This is a genomic window from Natronorubrum sp. A-ect3 (assembly GCF_041821125.1).
Lineage (GTDB): Archaea > Halobacteriota > Halobacteria > Halobacteriales > Natrialbaceae > Natronorubrum > Natronorubrum bangense.
The window spans coordinates 70,701-87,410 of the sequence record NZ_JBGUBB010000003.1 but is presented as its reverse complement, the minus strand read 5'-3'; the positions used below and the strand labels follow the sequence as shown (position 1 = coordinate 87,410).

Below are 16,710 nucleotides of genomic sequence, written 5' to 3'. Positions count from 1 at the left end.
TTGCCTACTCCCTCTGAAATGGTTCTGTTAAAATCCTCAATAGCTAACAGGAGTTGTCTGCTGAGTACAGAGAATGAGTCCATCACGCGGAATATACCTGCTAATTATTAGCTCGGTGTGACATTGACTCCTGCTATTCATTCATTTCCTTAACACACCAGTAGTACATCTCTTCTTTCAGTTCTCTGGATGTTTGATCAAACAACAATCCAAAGCGATAGCCAAGGTTGTTCCAAGATAGTTCTTCGAAAGCCTGTTCTCCATAGTCCTCACCTTCCGGATTGACTCCACGTGACCAACCTAACAAGAAAGAATCAAGTTTCTTGTCTTGTTCCAAGTTCATGTGTTCTCTGCCGTCTTCCTCGTACAGACAACCCTTGTTAATTTCGTGGTATGGATTCTCCCAGTCCATATCTCGTTATCACTATATCTGACAATAAATCCTGGTGTGCTCGAAACTCATTCTCTGCTACATTCGCGCCCTGTATTCATTACGACTTCTGAAACTAATCACGAATTAAGAATATCAACAGAGGCCCTAAAATTCCCATTCTTAACACAAGTTTGATAGGATCATCTGACTCACGATGAGATGGACACGTCGGACCTGTCCAATACTATCAGTACCTCAGCACCGGTTGCTCCTGTCGATGGAGACACAGCTCAGAAACGCCTGTCCCGACCTCTACATTGTTTCTGGAGGTACGTTGTTTGATTCAGTCGGCGAATGATGATCTGCAGTTTGCCCGTTCCTGCACTTGTCTTTTTGGCCCGTCTCAAACTACTGCGCTAATAGATAGGGTCGATGCGATGACTGGGACTACCGAATCCAAGACTATGAATCGTATCCGGTGTATGCCCGAATACGAACCCGGTCGGGTTCCTCTTCGCCGAGATACCGAGTTCGGGTTGCCTCGGTCACAAGATCGTTCAGGAGGTATTCATCGTAGTCACCCTCGAGCCCACCCATGGCCTCGTAGAACGAAACCCAGGCCTGGTGTTTCTCGAAGGTGTCGACGTCGTTATTCGACTCCTCGAACAGGCTGGCCGATGCCAGGACGATCAACTTCCGCTTCATCCGACTGGCACCGACATTGAACCGGTTCGGCTCGAGGAGGAACTCGCTGAGTTGGCTGATGTATCCACGGTCGGATGCTGTCATCGAGAGAACCATCAGGTCACGTTCGCCTCCCTGGAAACGCTCGACGGTATCGACCTGTACGGAGTCGGGAACAGATCCGACGACGTCACGCCGCTGAGCACGGAACGGGACGACGACACCGGCGGTGAGACTGTCACCACTATGGTCGTCGGCACTCCCCGAAAGGTCTCTCGACAGTGGCTGGAGAATGTCAGTTACGAGCGCCTGCTCGACTGGGTTTGATTTCTGGGATTGGGCCTCGTCGTGGACCAGCAGAATCACCCGATCGTCCGAATCGAGAAGGTCGACCATTGGCCCGTTCGCAGACAACTTAGGAACGTTGAGTTGCGGGGCCGGACCTGCACTTTCCAGTTCGATATCGTCCTGTTCGTAGAAGAGGTCGGTGTGCATGCGCGCGGATTCGGGCGGCAATCGGTAGGTTTGGCGGAGCCTGTGCACGGGGAGCGTCTCCTGCGGGTCGTCCAATCCCGGCGGATCTGACTCGAAGTACTCGATGTCGACGTCCTCACCCCGAAGATACCGGAGGAAATCTAGGGCAGAGAGGAACGGGACGTGGATCTCGATCGGTTCCCGATCCTCGTCCTCCCACTCGTGGCGCTGAATCGGTTGCATCTGCCGATGGTCGCCGACCAGCATGAACTGTCCATCCTCGTCGAGGAACGACCCGAATAGCAAGCAGAGCGGCAAATCCATCATGCTCGCTTCGTCGACGACCGCTAGATCGAACAGCGTCGACTCACCGTCTCCCATCAGTTCAGAGACAGTATCGTAGTCAGCGTCGTCAACGGTGCGCAGGAGTTTGTTAACGAAACTCCGGATCGACACTGGCGGGCCGAAGAACAACGCTCTCGCATCGTCCGGAGTCTCGGGACCTAGGTACTCGTTGTAGATGTCGCGGAACGTACTGTCTTCGGCATCATTGTAGTAGACGTTCTGCACGCTGGAATGGGTGACACCTTGCGTTGCGCTCGAGCAGATCCGGAACAGTTGCAATTCATCGCCGGTTTCGCCCGGTGGACTCGCCTCTAACAGGTCGACCACGCTTTCGAGAGCTTCGTCGACGGCACTGTGGGAAACTGCCGAGACGGCGCCGAGAATTCCGTCGCCGGCTTCCATCGCAGCGTGGACCCGACTAAGAATCGCCGGTGCCACCGTGTACTTGGTCTTACCGGTTCCTGGCGGGCCTTGCAGCGTGACAATTCCGTGATCGACATCTTCGATCAGCGCTTGCTGTTCGTTGTTCGGTCGCTCAAACCCGTCGGTGGCGGCCACTCGGTCGACGTACTCGTTGATCGCCGTTCGATCCCACGACGAGACCGGGATCGTCTCCCGATCGCCCTGGTATATTTGGCGCAGCCAGCGCCGGACTGGGACATCGATGGCGTGCTCAAGCGCCTCGTATGCACGGGCCTGAGTGAGCTGATCGATCATCGGATCGACGATGAATTTGTCACCAGGTTCGATGTGAACGGTATAGTCGTCCTCGCGGGCATCGTCGTCCGTTCCCCACCCCTTGTGCCAGGTCGTATATTCGTCGCTTCCGTTCGGCCACCCGCTTTCGAACGGAAGGGTCATCAAAACGTCGCCGTTCGTTTCGTCAACCGACGAGACAATCACTGTCGGCGAGTGAGCAATATTTGTCGGATCGCCCTTGTAAACGTCCTCCGGTCGATCACCGCCCTCGGTGAGCTTCGTGAGCACCATGAAGTCGTGATCTGACACAGACAGGGGGCTGCCGATGACGCCTGAATCCGACGAATCGTGAGGCTCTAGGGAACTGTCCAGCAATCGCCCTTCGATGACGTTTCGGTCTTTATCAACCGCGGTACACTCGAGAGCGACCGAACTGCCGGAATCGATCCGCTCTTCGGCCGGTTGACAGTAGTAGTTTTCCAGGTTCGTCTTGATTGTGTGATACTCGAGTTGCTGGTACTCGACACACGCCTCGTCCAACGTTCGGTGGGCGAACGAAAATTGGGACAACTCGGAGAGGTCGATCGGTTCCTTCGGGACGTATCTGTCTTTCACTTGGATGCTCTGCTCGATGTGGTGGGTCGCTCGACTGAACTGCTGGGCGAACAGTTCGAGGTCCTCCTCGGTAATCGGCTCATCTTCGCTCTCGGATCGATAGCAGTACTGGCGTGCGTGTTCAGGGTCATCGGTCTCGTCGGGATCGAGTCGGTCGAAGACAGACCAGATGTATTCGACCGGAATCATGTCCGTCTCTCGGTTTCGAACTGGGTACACCCACCGAGCGAGGCGTTCGTCGTCGGGCGTCCACGCGGGCTCTCGCTGCTCGTGGTCGAACCGAATCGATCCGTCGGGATTATCATACCGGACGGCCGAATCGAATACATCGGTCTCGAAAATCTCGTTGAGTTTGGCAGTCGAACCGTCCGATCGGGTCGCCTGCCAGTCGAACCAGTCGCCGTTCCACGGCTGGAATTGTGCGACTGTCTGAACAAGCCCTAGTCCAGGAAAGCGAAGCGCCCACCGTTGTCGGAAGTCGTCCTGAAGAACCGAAATCATATTCTGGTCGATTCCAGCACGGAGTCCAAGCAGTGTTCGCAACGGCCGACGCCAATCGGCAGTCGGATGGCGCCGAATTACGTTCATCAGCGCCTCGCGCTGTCGGTCGCTGTACAGGTAGAGGTGAAGGAAGCCGTCGTCCGACCCGAGATCCAGTTCGACGTCGAGTTCGGTCGTCAGATCAGGGGCCACGTCTTGGATGGCCTCCGCGAGCTCGTCGAAGAAAACACCGAACAGCCGAGCCTCTTCCGCGTCCTTCTCTCGCGCCGTCGTTGGCAGAGCGTTCGGGAGTTCGGTTACTTGTCTGCTCTGTCCGGTCATCGAATTCGTCACGCACGCGCTCAGTAGCGTTGCGCGGTCCTGTGCAAAGTCCTGTTGAACGTACAGATATACCCGGACGAGCGATTCCGACGGATAATCTGGGCCGCTCTCATCGGTCCAGTCGACGTCAACTACGCCGTGGTCGTCTTCCGGAAGATTGTTACCGGATCCTTGAAGCGCGTTCGGGTAGAAATCGGGGCCATCGCGGCCATACTCGTCGTCTATTTCGCTTAAAAACCGATAGGCAATTTGCGCCCGCTTCTGCAGGTTCGAAATGTCTGCCTCCTGGCGAACCGTTCTCACCAGTTCTTCGTCAACCGGCTTGAGCGCCTCGTAGTCGTACTGCTTCGCATCCTCACCTGGTTGTTCGAAGAGCGTCGCAAAGTCCTCAAGATCGTGAAAGCCCAACTGCTCGAGAGCTTCTTGGGTGCTCGCCTGCAAACCCAACAGTTCAAGCCCTTGATTTTCAAGAGCGCGGCTCACGCACAGTTGTTCGTACTCACACCCCGAACACCGGCGAGCGATTCGGTTTCGCGTGCTGTCAACGAATGTCTCCAGAATCGTCTGGTCAAACGATCCACCTTCTTGAAGTTTGAGTTCGAGTTTGACTCGATACGGCGTCGTATCGAACTCGTCAACGTCTTCTGGCCCGTCCTCTATCCCGTTTTCCGGTGTTACGACAGCGGCATCGATCAGTTCAGAGTCGTCACCCGTTGTGATTCCCTCACCCTTGAGCAACTGCTCGAGGAGCATGGCATAGATGACGGCTTGGTACCGATGGTGGACCTTCTGCGTACTCGAGGATTTGACTTCGTAAATCGTCGCCTGCAGTCCGTCGCTCGTCGGGACGAGTCGAAGGAAGTCAGCATACCCGCGAACAGGGTAAGCGCCGATCGTCCCAGAGAGCGGCGCCTGGTGGACGATGACCTCTGGAGCAGTCGTGGGTGACTGGGAAACCTCTCGGACAGTCTCGCGAAGTCGGTCCTGCGCTTGCGTACCGTCGTTAGCGGTGGGCCACACCTCGTCGTACTCGACGGCTTCAGACTCGCTCTCGAAATCGAGTCCGACGAGTCGGCGCTCGACCGTCCGTAGTCGCTCTAGTTGCTGGCGCTCGAAGTCGTTACCCTCGCCGGAGAGAACAGGACTCAAACGTTCTTTCTCCCATGCTCGAGCGTCGATAAGTTTGTTCGCATCGTCGTCGTATTCCCATTGTAGATACATCGGACAACTCTGGAGGTTGAAAAATTGGCCAATCCCGCTCGGGCTTAGTACCGGCCGTTTCGAGTCCTTCGATGACATACAACCATAATTTGTGAAACCCTATATAAACACCAAACAGCCAGTTCGAGCTGGGCAGAGAAGGTGACCAATTACGTTCCCAAATAGTAATTGGGAATCTGAGGTCGTCCTCAAAACGGAGTCTCGGCTTGGCCATTCTCGATGGTCTGGCGAGTAATACAGGAGTGCGGCAAGTGAGATCGCTTCCTCTGTGAGTCAACGCACTATGGCACCCAACCGATGTTTCAGAGCGAGAGGTCCGATCGTTGTATCACGACCCGTTCTTGCTCGTCGAAGACGCGGTCACCAGCTACGTCGCCGTTGTCGGCCAATTTCCGGACCGCTTTTGAGCTGATCTCTACGACTTCGTTCGGATCGATACCTGCGTCTTCCAGCGCCCGAACGACTTCGTCCTCGTCACGGAGATTCCGCCGCGTCTGGACCACGTTCCGGACCGTTGCGTACTGGCCCTGCTTTTGTTCACCATCCGCGAGCCGATCAGTCAACTCGTCGCGGAGTTCTCGCCGACGGGACTCGATCGATGACTTGGCCTTCGAGGAGAGTCCGTATAGATCGACCAGAGTTTCCGTATCCAAGTCATCGTACTCGACGGGTTCCTGTTTGCAGACGGACTTGAGCAGTTCGAGTTCGGAGTCAGGTTCGGTTGTAAAGATCGGCACGGGTGTTCGGGTCGCCGTCTCGTGATCGTCGACGGTAACGAGAGATGCGACGGGGTCATCATCGATCGCTGCCGGATTTGAACTTCCGGTATATGTGACCCGATAGGAATACCGGTCCGCTTCCCACGTTGCCGGGCTCGTACGTCCACCGGCAGCGATTTCGCTTATGAAGGGTGCTGCAGTGTCGGCTGCCTCAAGTGCACCGATGACGGACTCGTCTTTCTTCGCCGGCGGCCAGATGTGTTGATGGGCGGCGACGATAGTGTAGGTCATGCCTCGTTCTTCAGTTAAGTTCTCGAGTTGCTCGGCAAAGACATCTGGCTCTTCCGTGTAGTCGATCCCGTACAGAGCAACCGTACCGTCCAGAATCACCGGCTTCGATCCGAGGTGATCAATGACGCCCGCATCGTTCAGTGATGTGATCGGTGACTGATCACTTCGCACTTCTCGGCGCCCACTGATCGCGTAACAGTCAATCGAGTGCTCAACGAGTCGCTCGAGCGTGTCGATGGCGAACGACACGTCAGCGTCAGTCGGCGTCGGTCGCCGAAAGAGATTGCCGGTGTGCAAGACGGCATCGACGTCGCGGGCAATTGCCCGGTCGACGATTTCCGGGAGACCGCCGGCCTGTCCTGCAGTCGTATCGTCGGCGTCCAGAGCTATCATCGAGTCGCTTGTGTGGAGTAGTCGGATCGTCATTGTCGTGTTGCGTCAGTAATGTAGTGGGTGTGATTTTCGCGTCGGTGCCCCTTGTCGCGACAGCGTTTTACTGGCTTCCCTGTACGAGGTTACGCATCAAATTCGGATTCACAGATTGTCTGGGCTGCTTTCGGGACTTTCTGACCCGTTGCTTCGATACGGACTGCGATTTCGTCGACTCGGTCCGAGCAACGGATGCTGTGGACTCGTTCCGGGCATCGGTGTTGGTATTGTGGAAATCGTTCGGATCAATGGTCTCAACGATCTCGTCGACGAAGACGAAATCAACGGCACCATGCGGCCCATAGATGGGTTTCTGAACGACACATCGAATACCGATGGCGGCACTTTCACGCAGCCCAAGTGCCGCCGGAGAGAGGTCTGGAAAGAGCACGCAGCGACCACTGTCAGTTGAAACGACAGTACTCCCTTCGAGCGTTACCACAGCTCGCAACTCGTCGCCGGATTCGATCGATTCTCCCTCGTGCAGTTTGGCGGCAGTCGTATCGGGGGTCACACTATAATGAAGCCGAGTATCCGCATATAAACTCCAAACCGAGTATCCGGGTCTTCGAAACCGTCTGCCAGCTCGCAGTTCGGTTGCTTGATCGCCGTTTATTCAAAGAATGTTCAGAATGCTGAGCACTCTTCCTTTCGAACAACGACCCTAACTCGATCCGGAATCTCAACGAAGTGAATTCATTCGAAACGTTAGGTGAGAAGAAACAGCCGAGAAACCGGTGACCTACTGATTGTACGGTTCAGCCGACTCGATGAGGTTCTCGAAGAGGTCTTTCTCGACGAGCGTTCGCTTGTTTCCGACGAGTGTGAGATCGCGTCCGCTTGAGAGGAGTCCGTAGAGGATGTCCGGTTCGGAAAGCGGTGGACGGACGATTCGGTCTTCGTTTGCCGTTGCCAGACTCACTACTGCATGTCCGGACACCTCTCCATCGAGTTCTTCCGGCCGTCGAACCGGTACATTGAGCCCTTCCTTTTCGAGATTACGTTTGAGATTTGTCGCGTGTCTGTCAAATGGAGTCACGACAACATCGGGATCCGATTCGGAAACGAGCTGCGGGATGATCTTTTCTGCGATCCGGTTCGTCAGGAGTGAGCGGCTGAACTGCGGCAATTCGGCTGCCGTCGACCGAATTATGACCTGATGATTCTCCGGGTGCTCTCCTTGCAACGGGGACGTCTCGCTCAAGTACATGCTCTTTTCGTCGATAACGACGATTCCTTCTCGGAGGGCAGTTGCATCGAGTTCGGTCCGTTTCTCGAAGAGTTCTTGCGCCTCAATCGGCGAAATCGGTGTGTCAGTTACATCGAACACGAGGCGACGACCCTGTCCTTCTGCAGTCGGAACCGTCGTCTCCAGTTCGATCGTCTCGAGAGCAGTTTCTTCGTCCCCTTCGATCCCAAGAAAGGTAAGTTCACCGTCGATTTGACTCCACGGTCCCTTGGGATAGAACGCTCGAATCGCCGGCGGTGCTTCTCCTTCGAGTTGCAAACTAACACCGGTCTCACTTGGGAACGAATGGCACCGGTCAAACTCTCGCTCAAAGTGAGACACCTCGAGGCCGGCGTCGACAGCAGTTGAACTCAACATCTCGGGCCCTTTCCGCCTCGTATCACCAATGCTCACAACGCGATCTGCGATGTCGGAGAGGAACCTGTATTCGGGTTCGGTGAGTCTCTCCGCACCGAGTAGGACCAAAACGTCAAAGAAGTTCTTCGAGTGGGTTCGATCGCTGAAGTCCCCCTCTTCAAACCGGTGGAAGATTTCTCCGACGCTGCCGGGACCATTGGCGCTTGTCGCCTGGTGGACAGTCGAAACGAGCGAACGTGATTCGAGGAGGCGAGTTTGTATCTCGTGATATCCATCGCTGTCCTGAATCGCGGACTCCCCGCCCGTTCCGTCCAACCGGTAATGCGATCCAGCGGGTTGGGCGGCCACAGCGCGCTCTGCCAGAGCTGGCGTTGTGCCGAGGACGAGTGCACGGCGGGTCTCTTCGGGAACGACATCGTCATTCACCGGGTGAGGGTACGGCGCTGTCACGAGATCGGCCACGAGTTCGCCGAGAATCTCGTTCCGATTGCAGCTAAGCGGCAGATCGATGAAGACCTCTTCGTAATCGAGATAGGACGTGACATCTGACGGTTCGACAACGTCCGGAACGGTGACGTCCGTGGCACGGGTTCGGTCATCCCACTGCTGTCCTTCGTTGCGCCGCTGCGCGAAATCGAGATAGGGAAGATATCGTCTGTCCACGGTCTCGACGCTGAACGTGTACGTCGCTTCATACGTCGTCTCGGGAGGGAGAAATGCCCCAACTTCGACCGCGTCGTTGACGGGACTGAACAGGAACGTCCCATCGGTCTCACCGTAGTAGATTGCGTCGTATGACTCGCGTCCATCTGTCGGCCGCAGTTCGACCGTTTCACCCGGTTCGAACGCCGGAACGACCGCCCGTTCGGTCTCGAACTGAATCACTTTCCCGGCGCCACTCGCTCCCGTGCAGGTGAGTCCCGGAATTCGGTACCCCGCCTCGGTCAGTAACCTCTCGTCGAAACTGTCGAGCACTTGTTTAGCTGACTGTCGCGCACGTCGCTCGTCTCGGAAGGCTGCGCGAATGCCTTCGTAGTGATCGATGACCTCGGGATCGCGGTATGTCGTTCGCTGATCGCAGTCGTCGAACAACGAGCATTGCGTCGTGAGTCCGCTCGAGTCAGTCTCGTAGCAGGGCCACCGCCGCTCGTTTTGACAGTGATAGGTACATGCGGGCGGGAGTGCATCGTCCGGGCCGGTAATCCATTCGTCGGCGGCGAACGCGCAGTTTTCACAGTCCCGATTGTACGTCGATGGGGGCGCGAAAGCGTCGCCCGATTGCGTGGCGTCGTTTCGAACCCTGATGAACTCGCGGACATCGTCCATTGTAAGCTCGACGGGTTCGAAACGGACGTCTCCCTCGGAGACGTTCGGATAAATAAGATGACCGGTCAGACCGCTTTTCACGGCGTCTTTGAACGACGTTCCGTCGTCAACCCGCTCGAGTAGCAACCCAAACAGATAGAGTTTGATCTGGCGTGAGTGCTCTTCGACCTTCGAGTCGTCTGGGTCCCGCGTCGTTTTAATGTCGTAGGGAACGTCATCGAGGATGATGTCGACCTGTCCTGCGTAGCCGAAATCGTTCGAGAGATACCGCTCGGCGGCGACGTCATTTGCTGTCTGAATTCGGTCGATGAACCCCTCATCGGTGAAGAGGTTTGTGACGTTTTCAACAATGTGTTCCCGGACGTCAAGTCCAGCGCCGGATAGAACCAATAACGCCTGTTCAAAGCCGAACTGTTCTTCGAACAAGTCTTCACAGAACGCTTCGACTTGGTCAGCAGTCCAACCATCCTCTCGGAATCGGTCACGGTCGTTTTTAAGTGCGCGTTCTACTGCTTTGTGGACGGCATTCCCGCGAAACTTAGACGCTCGCCTGTACGGTTCCTCGCGGAATCGGTCACCGCTGTAGACGTTTTTGACGTATCGAAGGTAGTATTCCCGGGGACAGTGATCTTGCGTTCTGAGTTTCCCCTTACCGATCAACCGATTCGGATCTCGGATGACAAACGAAGTGACGTTGAGATATAACGATGTATCGTCACCACTCCGACGGTTCGGTATCGCCCGAACGAGTAATTCTTCACCTCGTTGGAGTCCGACCCCATCGATTCCCTGATCACTCCCGTCGAAGCCGTCCGTTGGAATATCTAACGCCGAGAGAACGTACGGTTCCGTCTTCTCGAGCGCATCGTATGTCGGTTCCTCTCGCCAGAACGAAAGCGCGGCCTGTTCGTCGGTGTTCTGTCGGGGATCGTCTACCAAGTAAACGATCTTGTCGCCACCCGACTCCCCGGGCATTGGATCGCTCTGTACCCGACACCGAATAGTCACTTCTTCGCCTATTTCGTCGCTCTGTTCTTCGTGGACCGTGGCTATGTTCCGAATCATTCGTCGAATACCGCAGTTAACAGTCGTCGATTCAGCGTCGTTCCCTGTTGTCGAGTTCCGTGGACGCACAATCCGCCGTCAGTTTTGAGACAGTCTGGACAGGCCGTCACGCACTTGATAGTCAGTTCTTCTAGTCGTTCGCCGAGTTCGGCGATATCGCGCCGTCCGGAGTCGTCCGCGAACCGTTCGTACGTCGTCTTGATTTGTGGGTCTGTGAATACGTGCCGGTTCAGGTGTAGTGCGAGGTCGACCGCGGTCGGCACCCGTCCGACTAACTCCTCGACAGTCTCGTGTTCGCCCGCTAGATACGAATAGAACGCCGCCAACTCTCGCGTCTCGAACAACGACCGCACGCGTTTTTCAACATGCGATGTGAGATCGCTCGAGTACGCATCAGAGTCGTCGACTAGTTTTGCGATGGTTGCTTCGATCATTTCGACAAACTCGTCGCGGTCGCGCTCGTACACGTCATAAAGTGCACCGTCAGGGTGGGTCGCGAGCAACTCGACCGTCGCACGGTCCGCGGCCGCTGAATGACACAGGCCCTGTTTTCCCAGACCGGTGTCTATTTGCAAGTCCGACGCGTCGTCGATACTCTCATATACTTCTTTTGCGATTCCAGCACCGCCCTGTACCGGATCATACACTGCGATCCGTGCACAGTCGTCATCACCGTCCTGAAACGTCACGTCGTACCAGAGTTCGAAGGACGTTCCCGAGCCCGTCAGATTATTCGACCACGTCGACAGCGCGTGCTCGGCGGAGTGAACGAGCGTTTGTTCCGCGAACTCGGCGAGGAGGCCAGGATTCCGACACCGAGCGAGCAACTCCGCAACCAAGGCCGGGTGGTCTTCAACGGCAGCCAATACATTGGATACCTCCTTGCTTTCGTGACCGAGAAGCCGAAGGTGGCGCGTTGAGTCGTCCGGCAGTAAGTCGTCGATGGCAGCCGCCAAACCGGTACCCGACAGCCCGAAGACGCCTATCTGCTCGTCATCGATGACGCGGCGCTGGTAGTCGACGCCGATGAGGTGCTCAATAAGCGGCTCGATCATGAACTCGTGCTCAAGCGCCTCCTCTTCGAAGAACATCCGTTTCCAGACGAGTGAACGAAGGAAGCTGAACTGAATATCCCGTTTCAGTTTCGAATCGTTCTCAATCGCCGCATCGATTCGAGAGCGGAGTTCGGTCCGATCGAGTTCAAAACTCAACAACTGACTCCGTTCTTTACTGGCGATGAAGGCGGTCGAGTCGTCTTCTTCACAGCGGTACCGAATAATCCCTGACTTCGGCTGTATCGTCTCCTTCGGATACAATGTCAATAGCGACGCGTAATAACACCGTGCGAACTCACACTTTTCGTCGAAGGTGAATCCAGTGACAATGTCGCTATCGGGGATAGTCCGTTCTTCGCCCTCAAAGTCGCCAATTACGTGTTTGAACCACCGGTAGTTCGTCGTCGGGTCGGAAGAGAGTGGTTCCGTCTGCAGCGGTGGATCACCCGCCCAGACGATCCCTTTCTCGGGAAGCCATACGTACTCCGGATCTGCCTTGTTCTCCTTCGTGACCCGAATCGTCAGCGGCACGTAAACGCGGACGTTCTTGGGATCGAACTTGAGATCCGTGTACGGGACTTCCGAGACGTCGCCAAGTAAATCGGTCAGTGGATACGAATTCGCCCACTCGAACATCGGTCCGATATCGGCGTGTCCGGGTTGGGATTGATGATGCCAGGCACCCCTCCACAGATCGAAATCACCCCATCGCTGCTTGTATCCACCCGGCAGGAAATTGTTCAGCATCTGGTTGAGATTCTCTTGGGCGAGTTGCTCGTCAGAGTCGCTGTCTGCATTGGTGACCGTGACGTTTCCGCCGATCTCTTCCGGGATGAACGTTTTTGGAATTACGTACGGCGTGTTCGCAACTGGGTCGCTGTCGAATACACCTGCAAGATCGAGATAGGTGTACGGCTTCGACTCGAAATCTTCGAGGTGTTGTCGAATCCCCTGGAGTCGACCGATACGTTCGGCGATTGTGATCGATCGCTCTTCCTCGTTTTCGAGAGATTTCTCGCTCATCGTCCCTCCTGAAGATTCGAAATAAGTTGTTCAATCTCGTTGTAAGCCGGCTTCGGGTTGTCTCTGCTGGCCACCCGCGAGAAGAACTCCCAGTACGGCGAGTCTTCACTACCGGGCGTGATGTCTTTGCCAAGCGAGACGACGTACTTGTCGAACTCGGAGAGAACTCGCTCAACTTCGGAATCGTCAGCCGAGAACGACGATTTGAGCCACTCGGCTATCTGACCGCGATGTCTGTCGAACTGGCGCTCGAGATAGTCTATATCTGGACCAGTCCGCCGCCCTCCAGTGAAAATGCGATCAGCATCGACGCTATCGACGACGTTGAAGTAGTCGAGGATAGCCGCCGTCATGTGCTCTGCACGAATGAACGTGTTCTCCTCGTCCAGCGGAATCTCGAGATGCTCGTCTTCGGGTTCGCTAAGATAGTTCGAGTGGTGGAAGTAGTAGGAATCAGTCGGGGTCGAGCCGAGGACAACGACGGTAATCGGTTCGTCCTTCGCATCTCGTCCGCCGCGGCCCTTTCGCTGTAAGAATCCTGGAACATTCCGCGGTGCTCGGTACTGAAACGTACCGATGATACTGGAGTGATCGAAACCGACCTCCAGTGCACTCGTCGAAATGAGTTGGTCCCAGTCGTCATCCGCCGATCGATCCGACCCCGCGAGTTGCGTTCGGCCGCTCTTATGAATCGCGACGGTCATTTCCTCGAGATCTAACTCGCGATCCTGCATCGTCCACCAGCATTCGCCGTCTTCGTAGACGGGGCAGGGGTTCACGTTGGGATTCGGGGGTAACGACTCGCAGACTGCATCTTCGTCATATTGATCGTCGGTCGCGCCACGGAACAGGTCACGCGGGCAGTCGGGATTGTTTCCTCGTTCGCCGAGGACAGCGTCCGGAAACCGGAGTTTGAACAGTCCGTTTTCTTCAGCTTCCTGGACATACCCGCCAAGGCGACTCACCGAGTCGATCGAGTCGACGAACCCAAGGACGCGATCCTTGTTCACGTCGAGATCTGGACGACTCCCCGCGCGTTCTTTTCGCATCGTGTGGAAGAACGCGAACGCGATCTGAATCATACAGGAGAGGTTCGTCGCTGTCGTCGGTTCCATCTCGGTCCACTCTTCGCGAGGTTTGTAGACGGAGTCCCCATAAGGGACCACTACGTCCCGTGGATCAGTCGCCTTTACAAAGATGAAGTGTTCCCTGCTGAGTTCGTCGGTCTCATTGCTCGTCGGCGAAATACGCTCGGCTCCGTCCGTATCGAAGATTCGTCTCGTGAACTCTTCGGCGTTGTTGATAGTCGCGCTTGACGCAACGAGAGTCGGCGATTGCTGATGGGCACAGCGGCGGACGCTCTGCTTGAATCGGCGAACGACGTTCGCAACGTTCATTCCCGCCTGATCGGTGTAGATGTGCACCTCATCTAGCACCATGAACTTCGGCGGGTACGGCGCCTCCCAAAACGCCGATCGTCCGTATTTATCCATGAGGCGACGGTGAAGCGAGTTCTGCGTCGTAACTATGACATCTGCTGCATCCCGCCGGTCGACGCTGGCGTAACGGATCTCGTGGCGATCGGATCGGTTGCACACGAAGTGAGTGCTCCGGTAGTCGTCCGGTACCTCGAGGGTTCCGTCACAGTCGCAGTGGGGACAATCGAGTGTGACGTCATCTTTGGAACTGTGTTGCAGGCTGATCGTGAGCGGTGCGTCCTCGAACGAATCGTTGAGTGATCCTTCGATACGGTTGAGTTCAGTAATGTACTCGAACGCTCGTTCAAACTGGTTATTACAGAGATCACGGCGAGGATACGTCAGAACGGCCTTGTTTCCGCGGATGTTCGCCTTCGTCGCGGTCAGACAGTAGGCTAATGTCGGAAAAATAAACGCTTCTGTCTTTCCACCGCCGGTACTCGCTGTAACGACGTGCGATTTCGAATTGTGATCGTCCCCTTCGGTGATGGCGTCGAGGTATAGATTTTCGAATGCACGTGCTTGGTACGCCGCCAGAGAATCGAACTCATCGGGCAACCCTTCGTCGAAGAATGTACTCATCGTACTCATCGTCTCCTGGACGACGTCGCGCCAACTGCTCCCGATGGAATCGCGTAACTCCCAGGCCGGTTCCGTCGAATCGTCCTTGATCTGTTCGTTTATTTTCCTAATCGGTTCTCGGAATCGAGCAGACTCGGGTTTCCCTCTTCCGGTGATCGGTTGTTCGCGATCCGCTGACGCCAACTTGACCATCTTGACCAGATTCGGCGTGAAACGGTAGTCGGTGTCGTCGGTAAGTCGCTGCCGAATCAACGCGAAGTATCGTGCCATTTCTGCGACGTGACTCCGAACTTGCTGACGATTGTATACATAGAGTAGTTGCCCGCTATCGGTCAGTTCCTCTATGAGACGCTGAAAGAGCGATCGAGCGATTTTCTCCTCGCCGAGGTCCAGTGTGTCGACGATGACCGCGTCGGACTCGAGCACCTCCCTCGTAAACTCACTATCGTCCGTACAGTGGTCTGCAGCAAAGTCGTCGAAAACGTCGGTCAACGGTGCAGCAGCATCATAGTTCCCAGCGTTTATTTCACTGCTACAGATTTCTGTGACGGTATCGACGATGTCGTCTTGAACCTCCCTGTACACCGACTCGGCGTCGGTGAACGCTGACCACGCACGTTCGATGACGTCGAGTGCTGGTTGTTCACCTGTATTCGAACTCATGTTGAAAACTCAATAACGATCTTGTCTATTTGGTCGTCGCTGTACAGCTGTTCCAGATGATCCAGAATTGAAGGCAGATCGAAATCCGTCGCCTCGGCGGTTCGAATCACGTCTCCATCGTGTTCGGAGAGGAGTTTTCGAAGTCGGGCCTCTTTCGAGAGTTTAACCTCGCCGCCGATTGCTTCGGCCATCCCATTGATTAGCGTCGTTACGTCGCCGCTTGCTTCGCAATCGGAAACGTCGCAATCGACGTTAAGTCCTGTATCCTGAATAATCGCGGCGAGACGCTCAGCAACGCGTTGATCCGATCGATCCCGAACGAGTACGTAGTGAAGCATTTGGGCGCCTGCAAGCGCAGTACGCGCCTCAACTGCAGCTTTTTCGTTCGCATCACGATCGAGTGCGGCGGTCGCGTCTTTCAGATGTTGTTTCACAGTCCGAAGATCAGAAGCGTGGCTGGTACGTCGAGGATTTTCCTCAGAGAGGGCTGCTACCGACTCGTGAATTTCGTCTAGAAGGCTTTCATAGACACCGAGACACATTCGAGTGTGGGCCTCGTGATCGAGCGAGCGGCGCATTTTCTCGTCAACTGCCCGGAGCTTGTTGTCGATCGTCGCCAGCGTAAACCGATCATTGTTGATTACGCGCTCGTGTCGTCCGCCGTCGACTAATTTCTCCATCGTTGAACAGTATCGTTCAACCTCGTCTCGATCACCGGTTAGTTCATCTAAGCCGTGTTTTCTGATCGCACGAGAAACGCCATCCAACCAGAGTCGATAGCGCTCGATATCCGCTTCGATGATCAGCGCTTGCTGTTCTCGGAGGCCTGACAGGACGTCGTACAGTAACTCGACGCGACGTGCCGTTTCGGCCGCAAGTTCGCTATCCTCTTTGGAGATATCAATCTCGTTGTCCAACTCGTCGATCTCTCGTTCGAGATCGCCGATCGCTTCCACCATTCGATCCGGAATCTCTCTTGATCCCTCGAGCGAACTATATTCGTCTCGAGCGTTTCCTAAGTTCCGTCTCGCTTGAGACAATACTTTTTCGAATTTTTCACTTTCCAATGTCATGTAGATATATCATCTGGTAACTATATATCTGGATTAGAATAGACCACGTTAAATGTATTGTAATAGATGAACATATTCATAAGATGGATTATGTGTTTGTGCCTACTACTGTCTCTGAGTAATAAAAAAAGCTATCAAAGAGACATCAAGAATGCTTGGAGGATTAG

General features: G+C 55.2%; 8 protein-coding genes. All 8 read right to left on the bottom strand.

Annotation, left to right across the window (positions count from 1 at the left end):
* Positions 1 to 133: 133 nt before the first annotated feature.
* Positions 134 to 412 (bottom strand): hypothetical protein, encoded by a 279-nt coding sequence (locus tag ACERJA_RS12460; RefSeq protein ID WP_373608567.1) that lies wholly within the window; start codon positions 410 to 412, stop codon positions 134 to 136.
* Positions 413 to 835: 423 nt separating this feature from the next.
* A complete protein-coding gene (locus ACERJA_RS12455) occupies positions 836 to 5,311 on the bottom strand; it encodes an AAA domain-containing protein (RefSeq protein WP_373608565.1) in 4,476 nt (1,491 codons plus the stop codon).
* Between the two features lie 224 nt (positions 5,312 to 5,535).
* The gene (locus ACERJA_RS12450; RefSeq protein ID WP_373608563.1) at positions 5,536 to 6,636 is read right to left on the bottom strand and encodes an exonuclease SbcCD subunit D; all 1,101 of its coding nucleotides are present in this window, start codon (positions 6,634 to 6,636) and stop codon (positions 5,536 to 5,538) included.
* A gap of 100 nt (positions 6,637 to 6,736) precedes the next feature.
* Positions 6,737 to 7,186 carry a hypothetical protein gene (locus ACERJA_RS12445; RefSeq protein WP_373608562.1) on the bottom strand — a complete coding sequence of 150 codons (450 nt, stop codon included), beginning with the start codon at positions 7,184 to 7,186 and terminating at the stop codon, positions 6,737 to 6,739.
* A gap of 228 nt (positions 7,187 to 7,414) precedes the next feature.
* Complete coding sequence (locus tag ACERJA_RS12440) at positions 7,415 to 10,579, bottom strand: PD-(D/E)XK nuclease family protein (protein ID WP_373608561.1); 3,165 nt, start codon at positions 10,577 to 10,579, stop codon at positions 7,415 to 7,417.
* A gap of 86 nt (positions 10,580 to 10,665) precedes the next feature.
* A complete protein-coding gene (locus ACERJA_RS12435) occupies positions 10,666 to 12,747 on the bottom strand; it encodes a hypothetical protein (RefSeq protein ID WP_373608559.1) in 2,082 nt (693 codons plus the stop codon).
* A complete protein-coding gene (locus ACERJA_RS12430; protein WP_373608558.1) occupies positions 12,744 to 15,470 on the bottom strand; it encodes a DEAD/DEAH box helicase in 2,727 nt (908 codons plus the stop codon). Before ACERJA_RS12430 ends, ACERJA_RS12435 begins: the two co-directional genes overlap by 4 nt.
* On the bottom strand, positions 15,467 to 16,429 hold the full coding sequence (locus ACERJA_RS12425) for a hypothetical protein (RefSeq protein WP_373608557.1): 963 nt from the start codon (positions 16,427 to 16,429) through the stop codon (positions 15,467 to 15,469). Before ACERJA_RS12425 ends, ACERJA_RS12430 begins: the two co-directional genes overlap by 4 nt.
* Positions 16,430 to 16,710 lie beyond the last annotated feature (281 nt).